We start from the raw sequence: 19,267 nt of genomic DNA, 5'->3' as shown, positions 1-19,267 counted from the left end.
GCGCGCCAGTCGCTGCCACCAGAGCAGAGAGGGGCAAACCGGTCATGCGCATTCCAGCGGTGAGTGCTTGGCTGGTCAGCTCACGCCAGAATTCACGCAGAATTTACAACTACACCAATTGCGTCCGGCCGTCGGCAAGTGACTCAACCGCTTTTTACCCCCCAACTGAAACCGCTTCCAAATCAAGGGCATCGGCGTTCCCGGACACTTGAGTCACACATTCCGACGAAAGGTGATTTCACGCCATCATGATTCGGGCTCATCCGCCGATACACCATTGCAGCCCACCCCTGCCGCACACCCTTCCCCTATCCCTGAACACACGTTGGATTCAGCCTATGTTGCCTTCACACGATGCCGCACCCGTTTCCCGCCCATCGGCGGCGGCAAACGTTGCGCGTACCACCTGGAATGCATGGATGCCCGCTCTGGCACACCTCGGGCTGCTGGCCTTGCTGACGTTCTATGCCGCCACGCTGATGCCCGGCGGCGTCGCTGGCGCCGTTGCGAAGCTGTGCCCGGCCCTGCTGGTGCTCGGCGCGGCCAGCGTTGGCCTGTGGTGGTGGGCACGTCGTCGCAACAGTGCACAGCTGCAGCAGGCAGTGACTGCGGTCGCGGCGCTGGGCGATGGCCGCTTCCAGCGCCTGAACCTGCGCACCGCCTCCGGCGAGTTCGCACCGCTGCTGCAGACCTTGCAGGCGACCCAAGACAAACTGGCTATCCGCATCGACGTGATGGAACAAGGCCTGCGCCATGGGCAGTTCGTGATCAAGGCACTCGACGACCTGGACACCATGATCCGCATCGCCGACGACGACGGCCAGGTGCTGTTCGCCAATCGCAAATTGCTGGCGATGCTCAAACTGATCGAACCGGATGTGCAGAGCTTCCGCCCCAGCTTCCATGCCGAAGGCTTCGTTGGCGGCAGCATCGGCGACATTTATCCGGACAGCCAGGCCGCCATCGACCGCATGCGCGCCTTGAATGCCTCCAAGGCCGTGCGCGCGCCGTTCTTCGGCCGACAGATCGACTTCGTCTACAGCCCGATCATCGCTGCTGACGGCACCAAGCTGGGCAACATCGCGCAGTGGATGGACGTCACCGCGCAGGTCAACGCCGAGGAGGCGCTGATCCAGATCATCGACGCGGCATCGGCCGGCGATTTCAGCCGCCGCATGCAGGTCGACGGCATGGACGGGGTGCTGTTGTCGCTGGCGCAAGGCATCAACCGCATCTACGACTCGGTGGAAACTCACCTGGCCGCGTTGGCGCGCGTCATCAGCGCAATGGCCGAAGGCGACCTTACCCAGCGTGTGGACGGCGATGCGCACGGCATCTTCGCGCGCTTGCGCGACGACACCAACCAGACCGTCACCCGTCTGACCGAAATCATCGGCGGCATCCAGACCGCATCGGACACCATCCGTCAGGCTGCGGTGGAAATCGCCGCCGGCAATACCGACCTCTCCGAACGCACCGAGCAGCAGGCGGCCAATCTGGAAGAAACCGCAAGCTCGATGGAAGAACTCACCTCCACCGTGAAGCAGAACGCCGAGAGCGCACTGCAGGCCAATCGCCTGGTGGTGGGCACCGGCGAGGTTGCGCAGAGCGGCGGCCAGGTGATGGACGATGTGGTGGCCACCATGAGCCAGATCAGCACCGCCTCGCGCAAGATCGGCGAGATCATCGGCGTCATCGACGGCATCGCGTTCCAGACCAATATCCTGGCGCTCAACGCCGCGGTGGAAGCTGCACGTGCCGGCGAACAGGGTCGCGGTTTTGCCGTGGTGGCCTCGGAAGTACGCGCCCTGGCGCGGCGTTCGGCCGATGCGGCCAAGGAAATCAAGACGCTGATCGCCGACTCCACCGACAAGGTGGAACTGGGCTCGGGCCTGGTGCATCGCGCTGGCGCGACCATGCGCGAGATCGTCGGCTCGGTCAAACACGTCACCGACATCATGAGCGAGATCACCGCCGCCAGCGCCGAGCAGTCCAGCGGCATCGAGCAGGTCAACCGCACCGTGGCGCAGCTGGACGAAGTGACCCAACGCAATGCCGCGCTGGTGGAAGAAGCCACCGCCGCTGCACGCAGCCTGGAAGAACAGGCCGTGGAGCTGGCCGATGCGGTCTCGATCTTCCGCCTGCAGCCTGCGCACAGCAGCAACTCGAACGTGGTGCGCGCAAGTTTTGGCAACGCGGCGGCGTAAGCGGCCGATGCACCGAATCGGGAATAGCCAACGCGGCACTGGCTTGCCGAGCTAAGCGCTAGTCGAGAAATCGCTCGCGCTGCTCCGGGCTGGGCAACATGCAATGCTCGGTGCGACCGAACCAGCGGTAGCGATTGCGGGCGATCAAGCGATAACCGATATCGCGCACGCTGCGTGGCGGCACGCGTAGCAACGCGGCCAGCCGCCAAACGCCGCCGAGCCCGGCAAGCACGCGCACGATTGCATCGCTATCGGTCCAGGCACCGCCGGCATCCACCAGCAGGAACGATAACGGGTCGTCCGGGTCCAGACCGTGCTGCAGCAGCAGCGCGCGCCCGGCCTGGCCCTGCATGGCGGCGAAGCGATAACGCCCGCGTCGATCGTGGCGCAGCAGAAACTTGACCCAGCCACTGCACAACAGGCACACGCCATCGAACACGATGGTTGCGGGCCTCGCGCCTGGCTTGCCGCCGGGTGGCGCAACACCAGGCGGCTCCGAATGAGACGGCTCCACTTGTGCGCCTTCAATGCGCGGTGAATCAACGCAGTTCAAGCCAGCCCTCGTAGCGAATGAAGGCGCCCACCAGCGGCAAGCGCACATCGACCAGAAATCCATAGCGCCAGGCATCGGCATGCTCGCGGCAACGCACCTGCTCGAACCAGCGCGCTGGCATCTGCCGCTGCTGTACCCAGTGCACTGCGCGGACCGGTGCGGGCAACCGCGCGAAGGCCTCCCGCCCGAGCACCTGGGCAAACAGCGGCGTGCTCAGGGCGCGATCCAGGCCAGCGTGGCCATGCGTCCGCTGCGGCGATCGCGACGATGCGAGAAGAAGCGCTGCGGATCGGAAATGGTGCACAACCCGCCGCCATGGATGGCGCCGACCGGCACACCGGCATGCGCCAGGCGCTGCCGTGCGAGCGCATACAGATCCACCCGCCAATGCCCCGGACGCGTGGCGACAAACGCGTGTTGCGCCTGTGCATCGTGCGCGACAAAGGCGTTGAACACGTCCTCGCCGATTTCATAGACCTGCGGCCCCGCCGCCGGCCCCAGCCAGGCCATCAGCTGTTGCGGTGGCGTGCGCATCGCGGCCACGCTGCGCTCCAGCACGCCGTCGGCCAGCCCGCGCCAACCGGCATGCGCGGCGGCGATCTCGCTGCCATCGACCGCCACGAACACCACCGGCAGGCAGTCGGCGGTGAGGATCGCCAACACCACGCCGGGCACCGCCGTCACCGCCGCATCGGCAATCGGTTCGTGCACGCCCGGCGGCAGAGTGCCTGCCCTGTCCGTTGGCGCGGGCACAGCGGGCGGTGCGTCCAGCCGCGCAACCTCCACGCCGTGCACCTGGCGCAGCCAGTGCGGCGGGCTCGGCAATGCCAGTGCGTCGTCCAACAGCGCCCGGTTGCGCTCCACCTGCGCGGGCACATCGCCGTCGGCGCTGCTGCGGTTACCAAGGTTCAGCGTGTCGAACGGCGCCAGCGAGCCGCCAAGGCCATGCCGCAGCGTGGTCAGCGCGTGGATGCGTGGCGGCGCCGGCCAGTCGGCGGGCAGGATGAAGGGCGCGGCCACGGCCACCTCAGCGGCGTGCCAGCTCGGCGGCGCGTGCGCTGTCTTCGCGCAAGGCGGTCATCAGGCGCTGCAGATCGGCCGGCACCGGCGCGCTGGCGCGCACCGGCTCGCCACTGACCGGATGCACGAACTCCAGGGTTTCGGCATGCAGCGCCTGGCGCTTGAAGGTACGCAATTCGTGCACCAGCTCGTCGGTGGCGCCCTTGGGCAGCTTGAGCGCGCCGCCGTACAGCGGGTCGCCGACGATGGGCGACTTCAGATGCGCCATATGCACGCGGATCTGATGGGTGCGCCCGGTTTCCAGACGGCATTCCAGCGCGGTGTGCGCGCGGAAGCGCTCGCGCAGGCGGTAATGGGTCACCGCATCGCGGCCATCGTCGCGCACCGCCATTTTCAGCCGATCGCGCGGGTGGCGGTCGATCGGCGCATTGGCGGTGCCACCGGAGACCAGCGCGCCGACCACCACCGCCAGATACTGGCGATGCACGTCGCGCGCGGACAGCTGCTCCACCAGCGCGGTCTGCGCCTGCACGGTGCGCGCCACCACCATCACGCCGCTGGTGTCCTTGTCCAGGCGATGCACCACGCCGGCGCGCGGCACCGACGCCAGCGCCGGGTCGCGGAACAGCAGTGCGTTGACCAGCGTCCCATCCGGATTGCCGGCACCCGGATGCACCACCAGGCCGGCCGGCTTGTCGATCACCAGTACCTGCTCGTCTTCGTACAGCACGCTCAGCGGGATGTCCTGCGGCGCGGCGTGGGTCTGGGTTTCCAGCACCACCTGCACCTGCACGCTCTCGCCGCCACGCAAGGTGTCGCGCGGGCGCGCCATGGCGCCATCCAGCAGCGCGTCGCCGGACTTGATCCACTCCGACAGCCGCGAGCGCGAGAATTCGGGAAACAGCTCGGCCAGCACCGCGTCGAAACGGCGCCCGGCGGCGTTGTCGGGCACGATCGCCTGGCGGATGGACGGGTCGAGGGGTTCGGCAGATGGGTCGGACATGGACACAGGCACTCAGGCAAAAGCGGGAATTTGGGGGTCCGGGCGGCGGGAGTCAGTCGCCGGACAGGCCACTAGGCTATCATCGCGCTCTCGTTTTCCTGATGCGTCCTGCCCAGACCCATGATCCGACGGTCCACGTTTTCCGCGCCTGCGCGCCTCATTGCCCTGATGCTGGTCATGGCGTTCGTCGTCACCGGCTGCCACCGCGGCGCCAAGGACAAGAATCCAGACGAAGGCATGCCGGTCGAACAGCTCTACGGCAAGGGCCACAATTTGATGGAGAAAGGCAACTGGGCCGGCGCCGAAGCCAGCTACAAGCGCCTGATCGCCCAGTACCCGTATGGGCCGTACACCGAGCAGGCGATGATCGAAACCGCCTACGCGCAGTACAAGGCCGGCAAGCACGACGACACGGTGTCCAGCGTCGACCGCTTCATCCGGACCTACCCGACCCACCGCAACATCTCCTACCTGTATTACCTGCGCGGGCTGGCCAACAGCAACCGCGACACGGTGTTCCTGCGCCGCGTGTGGTCGCTGGACCCGAGCCGCCGCGACCTGTCCTCGCCGCAGCAGGCCTACAACGACTTCAACACCGTCACCGACCGCTACCCGAACAGCCGCTACGCGCCGGACGCGCGCAAGCGGATGATCGAACTGCGCGACGTGTTTGCCCAGCACGAGCTGGACAACGCGCTGTACTACCTGCGTCGCAACGCATGGGTGTCGGCGGCTGGCCGTGCCAATTACCTGCTGGAAACCTATCCGCAGAGCGCCTATCAATACGACGCCGTTGCGGTGCTGGCCGAGGCCTATACGCACCTGGGCAACAAGACCCTGGCGGCCGACGCACGCCGCGTGCTGGAACTCAACAGCCCGCAGCACCCGTGGCTGACCGGCAACTGGCCGAAGTATCCGTGGGCCATCCGCAAGCTCAACCCGTTTGCCGGCGAAAAATCTGCCGCCACCGGTCAGCGCAATGCACAGATGAGCCGCGACTGAGGCATCAGGCGCAGCGCATTCCAAAAAAGAGGCCGCAAGGCCTCTTTTTTGTTTAGCGATGGTGAGGCGGCACGGTGGGCTGCAGGGGCACTGACTGAGGCTGCAGCTGCAGTAACAGCAACAGCATGCGTCCACCTGCGCCTGCATCTTGAACAACCCTGACCTCCCCGCCCAGCGCGCTGCTGCCGGACCCGGCGCGCATCCAGGACCCGGCGCCAGGTCACCGAATGCCCAGTATCCGCTGCCTATACTGACTTGAAACCCTTCGAGCCCAGCCAAGGAGGCCGCATGTCTCGTGCCATCGTCCCGTTGCTGCTCATGCTGTTGCTGGCGACACTGGCGACAACAGCCACCGCAGCCCCCATCGTCTACGGCGTCGACGCCCACGACAATCGCCCCGGCTATCCCATGACTCAGGCCGAGGCACGCTTCAAGCTGCTGGCCGCGCGCAACCTGCGCAGCTACCGGTTCGATGTCGACCCGCGCGATTACGCAACGCTGGATACGCTGGTCCCGTTGGCACGCAAGTACGGCATCACCTTGCGTCCGATGGTTTACCCGATATCGCGCGAGATCGGCTACCAACTAATGTCCGAGACAACTACGCCGGCGTGGTGGCCGAGGTGAACGTCTACGAGTTACTGGACCAGACCAGCATCCAGGGCGCCGAAGGCCACTTTGGCCTGATGTACGACCTGGCACGGCCAAAACCGACCCTGGACCTGCCCACCCGTTTCGCTCAACCGCCAGCGACCGCGGCGGCAGCCGGCAACTGACCGGAGTCGCCAGCTACTGCCCGGAATAACCATTGGTGATGGGATAGCGCCGCTCGCGCCCGAATGCACGCCGCGACACCTTCGGCCCGGGTGCGGACTGATGGCGCTTCCATTCGTTGAGCCGCACCAGCCGCAGCACATGCTCCACCGTCTCGGCGGCGTAACCGGCGGCGACGATGTCATCGCGCGACTGCTCCTGGTCGACGTAGCGGTACAGGATGCCGTCGAGCACATCGTAGGGCGGCAGCGAATCCTGGTCGGTCTGGTTGTCGCGCAACTCGGCCGACGGCGGGCGTGAGATGACCGCCGGCGGAATCACCGGCGCGCCGCCCACGGTGTTGCGCCACTTGGCCAGGCCGAACACCTCCGTCTTGTACAGATCCTTGAGCGGGGCATAGCCGCCGCACATGTCGCCGTAGATGGTGGCGTAGCCCACCGCGTATTCGCTCTTGTTGCCGGTGGTCAGCACCAGCCCGCCGAACTTGTTGGACAAGGCCATCAGGAGCACGCCGCGGCTGCGCGACTGCAGGTTTTCTTCGGTGATATCCGGCTGAGTGCCTGCGAACATCGGCCCCAATGCACCGAGCAAGCCTTCGAAGGCCGGCTCGATCGCGATGGTTTCCAGCTTGACGCCCAGCGCGCGGCATTGCTCCTCGGCCAGATCGTTGGAGAGGTTTGCGGTGTAACGCGACGGCAGGCGCACCGCAGTGACGTTGTCGCCGCCCAGCGCATCGACCGCCATCGCCAGCACCAGTGCCGAGTCGATGCCGCCGGACAGGCCCAACCACACCTTGCTGAAACCGTTCTTGCGGCAGTAGTCCTGCAGCCCGCGCACCACCGCACGCCACGCCAGTGCGTCCATGCTCTCATCGCCGTCGTCCACCCACACCACCGGGGTGAAGCTGCGTTCGCCGGCGGCGTAGTCCACCACCAGCCACTGGTCCACGAAGGCGGCGGCGGCCGGATGCACGGTGCCGTCGCCATCGGCCACTACCGATGCGCCGTCGAACACCAGCGCGTCCTGCCCGCCGACGACGTTGAGATAGGCAATCGCCGCCCCGCTCTCACGCGTGCGTTCGGCCAGCAGAGCGTCGCGCTGCGCATGCTTGCCACGCTCATATGGCGATGCATTGGGAACCAGCACCAGCTCGGCGCCAGCCTGCACGGTGTTGGCCAACGGCTCGGCGAACCACAGGTCTTCGCAGATCACCACGCCCACCTGCACACCCTTGACCGTGACCACGCAGTTGTCGCCGTCCGGGTCCACGTCGAAATAGCGGCGCTCGTCGAACACCGCGTAATTGGGCAATTCGCGCTTGCGGTAAGTCGCCTCGATGCGCCCGTCGCGCAACACGCTGGCGGCGTTGTAGACCACGCTGCCGGCACTCTGCGGCCAGCCGACTACCGCGACAATGCCGCGCGTGCTGGCGGCAATGCGCGCCAGCGCTTGCTCGCAATGGGCGAGAAAACCCGGCCGCAGCAGCAGGTCCTCCGGCGGATACCCGCTGATCGCCAGCTCGGGAAACAGCACGATGTCGGCGTCGAACTCGTCACGCGCTGCTGCGATGTACTCGATGATGCGATCGGTATTCTGCGTCACGGCACCGACCGGGAAGTCGAACTGGGCCATGGCGATGCGGAGCGTCTGGGACATGTCAACGGCCTTGTGCGTGTGTTTTCCGAAGCACGGAAGCGGGAAGGGAGGAACGAGCCGCAAGCAGACCCCGCGCGATCATCTCGCAGACGTCGTCGCCGCTGGCCAGAACTGCATTATTCCAGAAGCGCAGCACCTGGAAGCCCTCGCAGCGCAGGAAGGCATCGCGCGTGGCGTCCGCGCCGGGCAGCAGGTGCTGGCTACCGTCGATTTCGACGATCAACGCCTGGGCGAGGCAGACGAAATCGACGATGTAGGGCCCTACCGGAAACTGACGCCGGAACTTGAAACCGAGCAGGCGTCGATCTCGCAACCGATACCAAAGCGCGCGCTCGGCGGCGGTCATTTCACGACGCAGGTGCTTGGCGAATCCGGTCTTGGCGGCGTGGCGCATGGACATTTCCGGCAGGAGGATGGTCAAGGTGGCTTGCGCCGCCCGGGTGGCGCTATCGGTGTTGATGGCGCTTTTGCGTGGGGGATCGCCGCGTGGGAGGCTGCCCTCACCCCTGCCCCTCTCCCGCAAGCGGGAGAGGGGATGTCGCAGCCGGCGGGGGGTTGAACTGCGAAAGTTGCGTGGCCGTGACGTGCTCCGTCGATCAAGCAGGCAACGACCGGCCCGGCATTCCTTAGACCACGATCCAGCAGCATCTCTTGCTGTTGCTCTTGCTGTTGCTCTTGCTGTTGCTCTTGCTGTTGCTCTTGCTGTTGCTCTTGCTGTTGCTCTTGCTGTTGCTCTTGCTGTTGCTCTTGCTGTTGCTCTTGCTGTTGCTCTTGCTCTTGCTGTTGCTGTTGCTCTTGCTGTTGCTCTTGCTCTTGCTCTTGCTCTTGCTCCCTTCTCCCGCCTGCGGGAGAAGGTGCCCGAAGGGCGGATGAGGGGACGCCTCCAAACACCCAAAAAAAAGGCCGCCCGAAGGCGGCCTTTTTCGCACCTGCACGCTTACGCGCGCGCTGGTGCTTACTTCACCAGCGCAGCAATCGCCGCACCCAGATCGCCCGGCGAACGGACGGTCTTGACGCCAGCGGCTTCCATCGCGGCGAACTTGCCTTCGGCAGTACCCTTGCCGCCCGATGCGATCGCACCGGCGTGACCCATGCGCTTGCCGGCCGGGGCCGACGCACCGGCGATGAAGCCGACCACCGGCTTCTTGACGAACTGCTTGATGTACTCGGCACCAGCTTCCTCGGCGTCGCCGCCGATTTCGCCCACCATGATGATGCCTTCGGTCTGCGGGTCTTCGTTGAACAGCTTGAGGCAGTCGACGAAGTTCAGCCCGTTGATCGGGTCGCCACCGATGCCGATGCAGGTGCTCTGGCCCAGGCCCACTTCGGTGGTCTGCTTGACCGCCTCATAGGTCAGCGTGCCCGAACGCGACACGATGCCGATCTTGCCCGGCTTGTGGATGTGGCCCGGCATGATGCCGATCTTGCACTCGCCCGGGGTGATCACGCCGGGGCAGTTCGGCCCGATCAGCACGGTGTCCGGATGCGAGCGGGTCAGCACGTTCTTGACGCGCAGCATGTCCAGCACCGGGATGCCTTCGGTGATGCAGACGATGACCTTGATGCCGGCCGCAGCCGCTTCCAGGATTGCATCGGCCGCATACGGCGGCGGCACGTAGATCACCGACGCATCGGCGCCGGTGCTCTGCACGGCGTCGGCCACGGTGTTGAACACCGGCAGATCGATATGCGTGGTGCCGCCCTTGCCGGGCGTGACGCCGCCGACGACCTGGGTGCCGTACTCGACCATCTGGGTGGCGTGGAAGGTGCCCTGCTGGCCGGTGAAGCCCTGCACGATCACCTTGGTGTTCTTGTTAATCAAAACGGACATGGATAGTTCCTTCGGTGTCGTGAATCAGGCGGCGTTCTTGACAGCTTCAACGACCTTCTTGGCACCGTCGTTGATGTTGTCGGCCGGGATGATGGCCATGCCGCTGTCGCGCAGCAGCTGCTTGCCTTCTTCCACATTGGTGCCTTCCAGGCGCACCACGACCGGAACCTTGACGCCCACTTCCTTGACCGCGGCGATGATGCCTTCGGCAATCATGTCGCAGCGGACGATACCGCCGAAGATGTTGACGAAGATGCCTTCGACCTTGTCCGAAGACAGGATCAGCTTGAACGCTTCGATGACGCGCTGCTTGTTGGCACCGCCGCCCACGTCCAGGAAGTTCGCCGGCTCGCCGCCATTGAGCTTGATGACGTCCATGGTGGCCATGGCCAGGCCTGCGCCGTTGACCATGCAACCGATGTTGCCGTCCATGGTGACGTAGTTGATGTCCAGCTCCGAAGCGGTCACTTCGGTCTCGTCTTCCTGCGTCTTGTCGCGCATGGCGATGAGCTGCTTCTGACGGAACGCGGCGTTGTCGTCGCTGTCGAACTTGCCGTCCAGCGCGTACAGGTTGCCGTCGTCCAGGATCGCCAGCGGGTTGATTTCAACCAGCGCCAGGTCCTTTTCGTTGAACAGCTTGTACAGGTTCACCATGATGCTGGCGAACTGGCCGGCCTGCTTGGCGTTCAGGCCGAGCTTGAAGCCGAAATCGCGGCCATGATAGCCCTGCACGCCTTCGACGAAATCGACGTTGAGCGAGTGGATCAGCTCCGGCGTTTCGGCCGCAACCTGCTCGATCTCCACACCACCCTCGGACGAGGCGATATAGGTGATGGTCTTGGTGCCGCGGTCGACCAGGATCGACAGGTACAGCTCCTTGACGATCTCGCCGGCGGTGGTCACCAGCACCAGGTTGATCGGCAGCTCGACGCCGGCGGTCTGGTAGGTCGACATCTTGGTGCCGAGCATCTTGGCCGCTGCGGCCTTCACATCGTCAGTGGTCTTGCAGAACTTGACGCCGCCAGCCTTACCGCGACCGCCCGCGTGGATCTGCGCTTTCACCATCCAGGGGCCCTTGCCCAGGGAATTGGCGACTTCAACCGCTTCGTCCGGGGTCGCCGCGACCTTGCCGGCCGGAACGGGGATGCCGTACTCGGCAAGCAGCTGTTTTGACTGGTATTCGTGGAAATTCATGCGTCACCGTGGGAAAAGGAAACGACCGCTGCGTGCAACGCAGTCCGCCTAGGCGGCACGTCATAGGACGCGAACGGGCCTCCTATTGTGGCCGACCACGCCGTGCGGCGCAAAATTCGCCGGGTTTGGCCGCCTGATCGCAACGCTTGCGCGCAGGCCGACTCTGTGTACAAACGCTGCCCAGACCGCGCACCTGCCTATACTCGCGGCTCGCTCCAGCGGGGAATTCGGCTTGGCATCCATCGCATCGCTCATCGCCCGGATCCAGTCCGCGCCGCAGCGCGAGCTGTACTTTTTCTCGTTGTACCGGGTGCTGGTGGCCGGCCTGATCGCCGCACTGGTGTTCAGCCCGTTGTCCGACGCCATCCCCGAGCCGCGCTACCCACGCCTGGCCGCCGGCGTGGCGATCGGCTATCTATGCATGGCGATCCCGCTGTTGTTCTGGGGCCGTGGCGAACGCCGCCTCACCCCGACCGTACTGAGCGCGGTGGTGGCCGACATCCTGGCCGCCTCCCTGGCCACGCACGCCCTGCCCGGCGCCAGCGCCGGCATCGCGATGATGCTGCTGTTCAACGTCGCCGCCGCCTCGATCCTGCTGCGGCTGCGCTACGGCATGAGCGTGGCGGTGCTGGCCAGTGCCGCCATCGTGCTCGAATATCTGTGGACGGTGCTCGAAGGCGGCGGCGCCACCCGCCCGCTGGCCGAGCTGGCGATGTTTGCCACCAGCTATGTGGCCGTGGCCTATATCTGCCAGCAGATCGCCTCCCGCGCGCGCAGCAACCAGGTGCTGGCCGAACAACGCGGCGCCCAGGTCGCCAACCTGTACGAGATCAATGAACTGATCATCCGGCGCATGCGCACCGGCGTGCTGGTGGTGGACACCCATAACCACATCTCGCTGGCCAACGAAGCGGCGCTGGCCCTGCTTGGCGATGGCGACCAGCGCAACGCGCCCGCCAACCTGTCGTTGGTGGCGCTGACCCCGGAACTGGCGCGCCGGCTGCAGCGCTGGCGTAGCGGCTGGCGCGAGGAAGAGGCCCCGCTGCAACTGGGCGCGGACCGCCCGGAAGTGCAGCCGCGCTTCGTGCGCCTGCTCGCCGACAGCGACCTGGTGCTGGTGTTCCTGGACGACGCCAGCGTGGTCTCGCGCCGCGCCGAATCGCTGACCTTGTCGGCCATGGGCCGCTTCTCGGCCAGCCTGGCGCACGAGATCCGCAACCCGCTCGCGGCGATCAGCTACGCCTCGCAACTGTTGGAAGAATCGCCGGACATCGGCGATGCCGATCGCCGCCTGCTGCAGATCATCCACCAGCAATGCCAGCGCACCAACGGCATCGTCGAAAGCGTGCTCGCGCTGGCCCGCCGCGAGCGCGCCAGCCCGGACAATCTGGACCTGGCGGCATTCGTGCGCCGCTTCGTGGTGGAGTACCGGCAGACCCTGTCGATGGAAACCGACATTCTGGAAGCCAGCATCCAGGGCAGCTCGGTGCACGCCCTGGTCGACCCCAAGCATCTGCATCAGATCCTCACCGCGCTGGTGCATAACGCACTCAAGTACGGCCGGGTGATGGACGAGCCGGCGCGGGTCAAGCTGCGCGTCGAACGCCTCGAGCGCATGGCGGTGATCGATGTGATCGACCGCGGCCCCGGCATCCCGGAAACCGTGGCCGCACAGCTGTTCCGCCCGTTCTACACCACCTCCGAACACGGCACCGGCCTGGGCCTGTACATCGCCCAGGAACTGTGCCGCGCCAACCAGGCGCGACTGGACTACGTGTCGGTGCCTGGCGGCGGCGCCTGCTTCCGGATCTTGCTGCAGGTGCCCAACGGGTTGCTGGGCAAGTGAGCGGCATCGCAGAGTCATGCCTGCCTTGCGCAGGCCAAGTGCGCAGCGTGTGCCTGCGGCCAGCCGCGACGCGTCGTGCCTTGTCCGAGCGATGCACCGTTGTTTGATCGCGTGAATCGTTAGGCGCCAACGCGCCCCACAATTGTCGGCTGTCATCGCCGTGGGCTATCGTGCGCACCATGAGCGAACCCAAAAGTGCCCTGGTTGTCGATGACGAGCGTGATATCCGCGAGTTGCTTGTTCTCACCCTGGGACGGATGGGCCTGCGCATCAGCACCGCCGCCAACCTGGCCGAAGCGCGCGAGCTGCTGGCCAACAACCCCTACGACCTGTGCCTGACCGACATGCGTTTGCCTGACGGCAACGGCATCGAACTGGTCACCGAAATCTCGAAGCACTACCCGCAAACCCCGGTGGCGATGATCACCGCATTCGGCAGCATGGACCTGGCGGTGGAAGCCTTGAAAGCCGGCGCCTTCGACTTCGTCAGCAAGCCGGTGGACATCGGCGTGCTGCGTGGGCTGGTCAAGCATGCGCTGGAATTGAACAACCGCGACCGCCCCGCCCCGCCACCGCCGCCGCCGGAGCAGGCCAGCCGCCTGCTCGGCGACTCCAGCGCCATGGAGAGCCTGCGCGCCACCATCGGCAAGGTCGCGCGTAGCCAGGCGCCGGTCTACATCGTCGGCGAATCCGGCGTGGGCAAGGAGCTGGTCGCCCGCACCATCCACGAACAGGGCGCACGCGCGGCAGGACCGTTCGTGCCGGTCAACTGCGGTGCCATCCCCGCCGAGCTGATGGAAAGCGAATTCTTCGGCCACAAGAAGGGCAGCTTCACCGGCGCACATGCCGACAAGCCCGGGCTGTTCCAGGCCGCGCATGGCGGCACGCTGTTTCTGGACGAAGTGGCCGAATTGCCGTTGCAGATGCAGGTCAAGCTGCTGCGCGCCATCCAGGAAAAATCGGTGCGCCCGGTCGGCGCCTCCGGCGAATCGCTGGTCGATGTGCGCATCCTCTCGGCCACGCACAAGGACCTGGGCGACCTGGTCTCCGACGGCCGCTTTCGGCACGACTTGTACTACCGCATCAACGTGATCGAACTGCGCGTGCCGCCGCTGCGCGAACGCGGCGGCGACCTGCCGCAACTGGCCGCCGCCATCATCGCGCGCCTGGCGCATAGCCACGGCCGCCCGATTCCGCTGCTGACCCAATCCGCGCTCGACGCGCTGGATCACTACGGCTTCCCCGGCAACGTCCGCGAACTGGAAAACATCCTCGAACGCGCCCTGGCCCTGGCCGAAGACGACCAGATCAGCGCCACCGACCTGCGCCTGCCCGCCCACGGCGGCCACCGCCTCGCTGCCACACCCGGCAGCGCCGCCGTGGAACCGCGCGAAGCCGTCGTCGATATCGACCCCGCCTCGGCCGCCCTGCCCTCGTATATCGAACAACTGGAGCGCGCCGCGATCCAGAAAGCGCTGGAAGAAAACCGCTGGAACAAGACCAGAACCGCCGCGCAGCTGGGCATCACGTTTCGTGCGCTGCGGTACAAGTTGAAGAAGTTGGGGATGGAGTGAGGGGTGGGTGGGGCTAACGGACCTCCCTTCTCCCCTCGGGAGAAGGTGCCCGAAGGGCGGATGAGGGTGCGTCGGCGTAGCCGCCTCAATCTTTTCAAAACTCAGCCAACGAGAGAACAGGGCAACCCCTCAATCCTTCGTCACCCGATTGATCTCAGCCAGGCTGGTCACGCCATGCGCCGCCTTCATCAACGCGGACTGGCGCAAGTCCCGGATGCCGATCTTTTGCGCAGCCTCGGCGATCTGCATCGCGTTACCGCCTTCCAGCACGATCGTACCGATCTCGTCGGTCATCGGCATCACCTGGTAGATACCGGTACGTCCCTTGTAACCTTCGGTGCATTCATCGCAGCCGACCGCCTCATACAGCTCGATGTTTGCGATTTGCTCGGGCGTAAAGCCTTCCGCCAACAGCGCATGCTCCGGCAGGGCCGACTTGCGCTTGCAGTTGTTGCACAACCGCCGCGCCAGGCGCTGCGCGATGACCAGCGTCACCGACGAGGTGATGTTGTACGGCGCAATCCCCATATTCATCAAACGCGCGATGGTCTGCGGCGCATCGTTGGTATGCAGCGTCGACAACACCATGTGACCGGTCTGCGCCGCCTTGATCGCGATCTCGGCCGTCTCCAGGTCGCGGATTTCGCCGACCATGATGATGTCCGGATCCTGGCGCAGGAACGAGCGCAACGCAGCCGCAAACGTCATGCCGCGCTTGACGTTCTGCTGCACCTGATTGACGCCCGGCAAGCGGATTTCAACCGGATCCTCGGCCGTGGAGATATTGCGCGTCTCATCGTTGAGGATACCCAGCGCCGTATACAACGACACCGTCTTGCCCGAACCGGTCGGCCCGGTCACCAGCACCATGCCGTAGGGCTTGTGGATCGCATCCAGGAACAGCTTCTGCTGATCCGCCTCATAGCCCAGCTTCTCGATCCCCAGCTTGGCCGCACTGGCGTCCAGAATACGCAACACCACCTTCTCACCGAACAGGGTCGGCAAGGTACTCACACGGAAGTCGATCTGCTTGGTCTTGGACAGGTTGAGCTTGATGCGCCCATCCTGCGGCACCCGCTTCTCGGCGATGTCCAGCTGCGACATCACCTTCAGGCGCGCCGCGATGCGCTGGCTCAGCTTCACCGGCGCCTTGGCCACGTTCTTCAGTAGCCCATCGATGCGCAACCGCACCCGGTAGTCGTCTTCATACGGCTCGAAATGGATGTCGGAGGCTCCCCGCCGGATCGCATCCACCAGCACCTTGTTGACGAACTTCACCACCGGCGTGTCGTCCCCCTTGGCATCGACCCCGGAATCCCCGCCGGCGCCCATGTCCTCGTCGCCGGTGGAGACGTCCAGATCGCCCATTTCTTCGTCATCGTCCCCCATTGACGAGCCGAACGAAGCGTTATTGGCCTGCCATTGCTCCAAGGTGCGGCGGATCTGATCCTCGTCCACCAGGATCGGCTCGACCACCAGGTTGGTATGGAACTTGATGTCGTCCAGCGCCCGGGTCTGGGTCGGGTTGCTCACCCCCACGAACAACCGATTGCCGCGCTTGAACAGCGGCAGCACCTGATGTTTCTGGAGCAACTCATCACTGACTAACTTCACCGCGTTCTGGCTAGCGTCGAACACAGACACATCCATCAGCGGCATGCCAAACTCCACGGCATTGGCGGCAGCCAGCTGCGCTGCCGATACAAGTTTCTTTTCGGCAAACCACTGAGGAAGCGGAACCTTGGCGGCTGCAGCTTGGTCCATGGCCCCGCGTGCGGCAGATTCATCGAGCGCACCGTCTTGAACCAAGCGGCGGGCCAAGCCGGTAATACCGATAAGGTTGGCAGTGGTAACGGCGTTCATGCGTTTCCTCTATTGGGCCCAATGCTCCGCCAAAGGCGGCCGCTATGTGGCTATTCAAACTAGGATACTAATCGCAGCACTCGCACACGAGCACCTTTCTAACATGAAAAATACCGCATTCAGAATGACTGGGCACGGTGCCAGTGCCAAGCACTCTCAATAATTCCGAGCATATCCTGCCAACTGCGTTCCCAACCAAGCACATCACGTGCTTTGGCACTGGAGGCCACCAGTCGCGCAGGATCGCCGGGGCGCCTACCTACCAACTCGAACGGTACGGGACGACCAACCACCTTCTCAGCAGCCGCGACAATATCCATCACCGAGTAGCCGTGCTCACTGCCCAGGTTGAAATCGTGGGCACCCGGATTGGACTCAAGCAGAGAAACTGCCAGTGCATGGGCCCTGGCTAGGTCTTGTACGTGCACATAATCGCGAATGCATGTTCCGTCAGCCGTAGGGTAGTCGGCGCCAAACACTTTCAGGGGCGGCGCTTGCCCGGCAGCTGCCCTTAGTGCATTCGGAATGAGGTGCGTTTCGTAAGCATGCGCCTCACCGATACCATGCTCGGAAAGAGCACCAGCAGCATTGAAGTAGCGAAGCACTACAGAAGACAGGCCATAAGCCGCCCACGCATCAGAAAGAATACGTTCCACCATTAGTTTACTGGCACCGTAGGGCGTGATCGGATGCATCAATTGCTGCTCATCGATCAGCATCATGGATGATTGCCCGAACACCGCCGCGGTAGAAGAGAACACCAATTTATCCACGCCGCGCCGACGCATCTGCGCCAGGAGGTTTAGCGTGCCAGTCACGTTGTTCTGGTACGTGGGAAGCGGATCGCATACTGATGCGGCTATCAGCGAGGTCGCCGCAAAATGCATCACAACGTCATACTCACGCCTGTCAAAAGCTCGCGCCAACGATGCGTTATCCAGCAAATCCGCCTGAATAAACTCCCCCCATTTGACTGCTTGACGATGACCGGTGGACAGATTGTCCAGCACAGTCACTACATGCCCTTGTTCGGCCAGCCACTGAGACATATGGCTACCGATATACCCTGCCCCGCCACAAACAAGGACACTCCACATCTTGTTCAACTCCATGTGTAATCAAAACACCACGACAATCCGGCCCTGCTCCACCAGCCAAGCCCGGGCATCAGCCGAAAACGGCTCAGCGCTGATCCATACTTAAGACTTGGCTTCTTCGTGGTACTCATCATCCACGTTGATCGACCACAAGCGGCTCTTGTCCACATTGCCGGTCAGTATTTGCTCGGCCGCTTCTTTAGCCGTTAGCATCGAGTGGTCTTGGTTATTATAGCGATGCATGCCGTTGCGGCCCACCAGGAACAGGTTGGGCACCGCGTCCAACGCCGTACGCAACTGATCGAAGCGTGCATACGATTCGCCGAAATAACCTGGGTAGGCTTTGGGCACCCGAATCACCACCGCATCCTGCGCCACAGAAGCGGAAACCAGTCCGATCTGCAACATTTCCCGCTGCGCCAACTGCTGCAAATCGGTATCGGGCATCTTCCAGAGATCATCGGTTTCACGACAAAAGAACTCTAGCCCAATCCACACCATGGACGCATCCTTGACCATATGCGGACTCCAATTATTGAAAATCTGTACGCGCCCCACATTGACGCCTGGCTCCTGGATGTATATCCAGTTGTCACCCAGAGCTCGCGGCAACTCGTTGGCCCGGTATAGCAATCCCACGGTGATGAAATCTCGGTACTGCAAGTTTTCGGCGAGAGCAACAATATCCTCGCCCCAGCTCTGCCGCGAGGCAACCACTAAGTCACGCATAGGCATCGTCGATACCACGTGGCTGCAATCGAGCTTGAAGGCATCCCCCTCCTCGTTCTGCACGGTCACGCTGCGCACCTGCCCCTCATCCACAGCAAGGCCCACGACCTTGTGTTTCATCAGCAGGGTACCGCCGCGCGCTTGGAACACCTGCGCCGCGGTTTCCCACATTTCACCGGGACCATGCTTGGGGTATAGGAAATTCTCGATCAGAGAGGTCTGCGCAACCTTGCCATTCAGACCCAGCATGCCCCGCAGTGCATGTAGCACCGCCTTGGTAACCGACAAGCTCTTGATGCGCTGCGCACCCCATTCGGCACTAATCTGGCTGCAGGGCACACCCCATACCTTCTCGGTATATTCCTTGAAGAACTGGCCATACAGGCGCTGGCCAAATCGGTTGATCAGGAAATCCTCCAGACTCACCTCTGGCTCAATCTTGCGGACCTGCGCGCGCAAATAGCTGAAACCAAACAACACGGACTTGCCCACGCCTAGTTTGCGGAAGCTTTCCACGTTCAACTTCAATGGATAGGAAAATAAGCGCCGGTTAAAATAGATCCGTGATAAGCGGTTTCGTACCAGCATGGCGGTCGGCTCGACCCCATCGGCTAACGCGGCACCAGCCGGCAGTCCTTCGCGCGCTTGGCCTTGGTAGCGCAGGTTCAACGGAACATCGCCCGAGTGTTCGATGGGCATCAGATTGGCCCACCACTGCATCACCCAGTCCGATTTAGAGAAAAAACGATGCCCACCGATGTCGATGCGATTACCGTTGTGGTTGACCGTGCGCGAAATTCCGCCGACACAGCTATCGGCTTCCAGCACCGTTACCTGTACGCCGGACTGCTCAACCAGCTCCAGCGCGGCCGTCAGCCCTGCGGGTCCAGCACCGATGACTACCACATGTTTGCTCAT

At 64.0% G+C, this 19,267-nt stretch carries 16 protein-coding genes and 1 pseudogene; 5 read left to right on the top strand and 12 right to left on the bottom strand.

Translation table 11 applies throughout. The features are described 5' to 3' along the window. Positions 1-338 precede the first annotated feature (338 nt). Positions 339-2,207 carry a methyl-accepting chemotaxis protein gene (locus A7D16_RS17575; RefSeq protein ID WP_064634558.1) on the top strand — a complete coding sequence of 623 codons (1,869 nt, stop codon included), beginning with the start codon at positions 339-341 and terminating at the stop codon, positions 2,205-2,207. A gap of 58 nt (positions 2,208-2,265) precedes the next feature. Here the strand turns inward: A7D16_RS17575 and A7D16_RS17570 are convergent, their stop codons facing one another. From A7D16_RS17570 to rluD, 4 genes are read right to left on the bottom strand one after another with little or no spacing between them, the layout of a single operon-like run. Then, positions 2,266-2,721, bottom strand: a complete 456-nt coding sequence (locus A7D16_RS17570) for a thiol-disulfide oxidoreductase DCC family protein (RefSeq protein ID WP_064634557.1) — start codon at positions 2,719-2,721, stop codon at positions 2,266-2,268. Between the two features lie 25 nt (positions 2,722-2,746). Next, positions 2,747-2,977, bottom strand: coding sequence for a DUF4166 domain-containing protein (locus tag A7D16_RS17565; RefSeq protein WP_193395482.1), 231 nt, complete (start codon positions 2,975-2,977; stop codon positions 2,747-2,749). Then, a complete protein-coding gene (gene pgeF, locus A7D16_RS17560; protein WP_064634555.1) occupies positions 2,974-3,786 on the bottom strand; it encodes a peptidoglycan editing factor PgeF in 813 nt (270 codons plus the stop codon). Before pgeF ends, A7D16_RS17565 begins: the two co-directional genes overlap by 4 nt. A gap of 1 nt (position 3,787) precedes the next feature. Beyond that, a complete protein-coding gene (gene rluD, locus A7D16_RS17555) occupies positions 3,788-4,783 on the bottom strand; it encodes a 23S rRNA pseudouridine(1911/1915/1917) synthase RluD (RefSeq protein ID WP_064634554.1) in 996 nt (331 codons plus the stop codon). Between the two features lie 120 nt (positions 4,784-4,903). On the opposite strand from rluD, the gene A7D16_RS17550 reads away from it, so the two are divergent. Next, a complete protein-coding gene (locus A7D16_RS17550; RefSeq protein ID WP_064634553.1) occupies positions 4,904-5,785 on the top strand; it encodes an outer membrane protein assembly factor BamD in 882 nt (293 codons plus the stop codon). Positions 5,786-6,073: 288 nt separating this feature from the next. Next, a pseudogene (locus A7D16_RS17545) lies at positions 6,074-6,561 on the top strand (hypothetical protein). Between the two features lie 13 nt (positions 6,562-6,574). Here A7D16_RS17545 and A7D16_RS17540 read toward each other — a convergent pair. From A7D16_RS17540 to sucC, 5 genes are all read right to left on the bottom strand, one after another. Further along, positions 6,575-8,215 (bottom strand): NAD+ synthase, encoded by a 1,641-nt coding sequence (locus A7D16_RS17540; RefSeq protein WP_064634552.1) that lies wholly within the window; start codon positions 8,213-8,215, stop codon positions 6,575-6,577. Position 8,216: 1 nt separating this feature from the next. Continuing rightward, positions 8,217-8,609, bottom strand: a complete 393-nt coding sequence (locus tag A7D16_RS17535; protein WP_064634653.1) for an endonuclease domain-containing protein — start codon at positions 8,607-8,609, stop codon at positions 8,217-8,219. 232 nt (positions 8,610-8,841) lie between these two features. Continuing rightward, complete coding sequence (locus A7D16_RS23645) at positions 8,842-9,102, bottom strand: hypothetical protein (RefSeq protein ID WP_064634551.1); 261 nt, start codon at positions 9,100-9,102, stop codon at positions 8,842-8,844. Positions 9,103-9,170: 68 nt separating this feature from the next. Beyond that, positions 9,171-10,046, bottom strand: a complete 876-nt coding sequence (gene sucD, locus A7D16_RS17525) for a succinate--CoA ligase subunit alpha (RefSeq protein ID WP_064634550.1) — start codon at positions 10,044-10,046, stop codon at positions 9,171-9,173. 24 nt (positions 10,047-10,070) lie between these two features. Further along, the gene (gene sucC / locus A7D16_RS17520) at positions 10,071-11,240 is read right to left on the bottom strand and encodes an ADP-forming succinate--CoA ligase subunit beta (RefSeq protein WP_064634549.1); all 1,170 of its coding nucleotides are present in this window, start codon (positions 11,238-11,240) and stop codon (positions 10,071-10,073) included. 232 nt (positions 11,241-11,472) lie between these two features. On the opposite strand from sucC, the gene A7D16_RS17515 reads away from it, so the two are divergent. After that, positions 11,473-13,086, top strand: coding sequence for a sensor histidine kinase (locus A7D16_RS17515; protein ID WP_064634548.1), 1,614 nt, complete (start codon positions 11,473-11,475; stop codon positions 13,084-13,086). 179 nt (positions 13,087-13,265) lie between these two features. Then, positions 13,266-14,660 (top strand): sigma-54-dependent transcriptional regulator, encoded by a 1,395-nt coding sequence (locus A7D16_RS17510; protein ID WP_064634547.1) that lies wholly within the window; start codon positions 13,266-13,268, stop codon positions 14,658-14,660. Positions 14,661-14,789: 129 nt separating this feature from the next. Here the strand turns inward: A7D16_RS17510 and pilB are convergent, their stop codons facing one another. The 3 genes from pilB to A7D16_RS17495 all read right to left on the bottom strand — a co-directional run bounded on the left by pilB (position 14,790) and on the right by A7D16_RS17495 (position 19,267). Further along, entirely contained in the window at positions 14,790-16,523 is a 1,734-nt protein-coding gene (pilB, locus tag A7D16_RS17505) for a type IV-A pilus assembly ATPase PilB (protein ID WP_064634546.1), read from the bottom strand. A gap of 119 nt (positions 16,524-16,642) precedes the next feature. Beyond that, positions 16,643-17,635, bottom strand: coding sequence for a UDP-glucose 4-epimerase GalE (gene galE / locus A7D16_RS17500; protein WP_239687036.1), 993 nt, complete (start codon positions 17,633-17,635; stop codon positions 16,643-16,645). An 87-nt stretch (positions 17,636-17,722) separates the two neighbouring features. Beyond that, on the bottom strand, positions 17,723-19,267 hold the full coding sequence (locus tag A7D16_RS17495) for an NAD(P)/FAD-dependent oxidoreductase (RefSeq protein ID WP_064634545.1): 1,545 nt from the start codon (positions 19,265-19,267) through the stop codon (positions 17,723-17,725).

The sequence above is a fragment of the Xanthomonas nasturtii genome (assembly GCF_001660815.1).
GTDB classification, from domain to species: Bacteria; Pseudomonadota; Gammaproteobacteria; order Xanthomonadales; family Xanthomonadaceae; genus Xanthomonas; species Xanthomonas nasturtii.
Note: the sequence above shows the minus strand (reverse complement) of the source record. Positions and strands in the feature narration are given on the sequence as shown.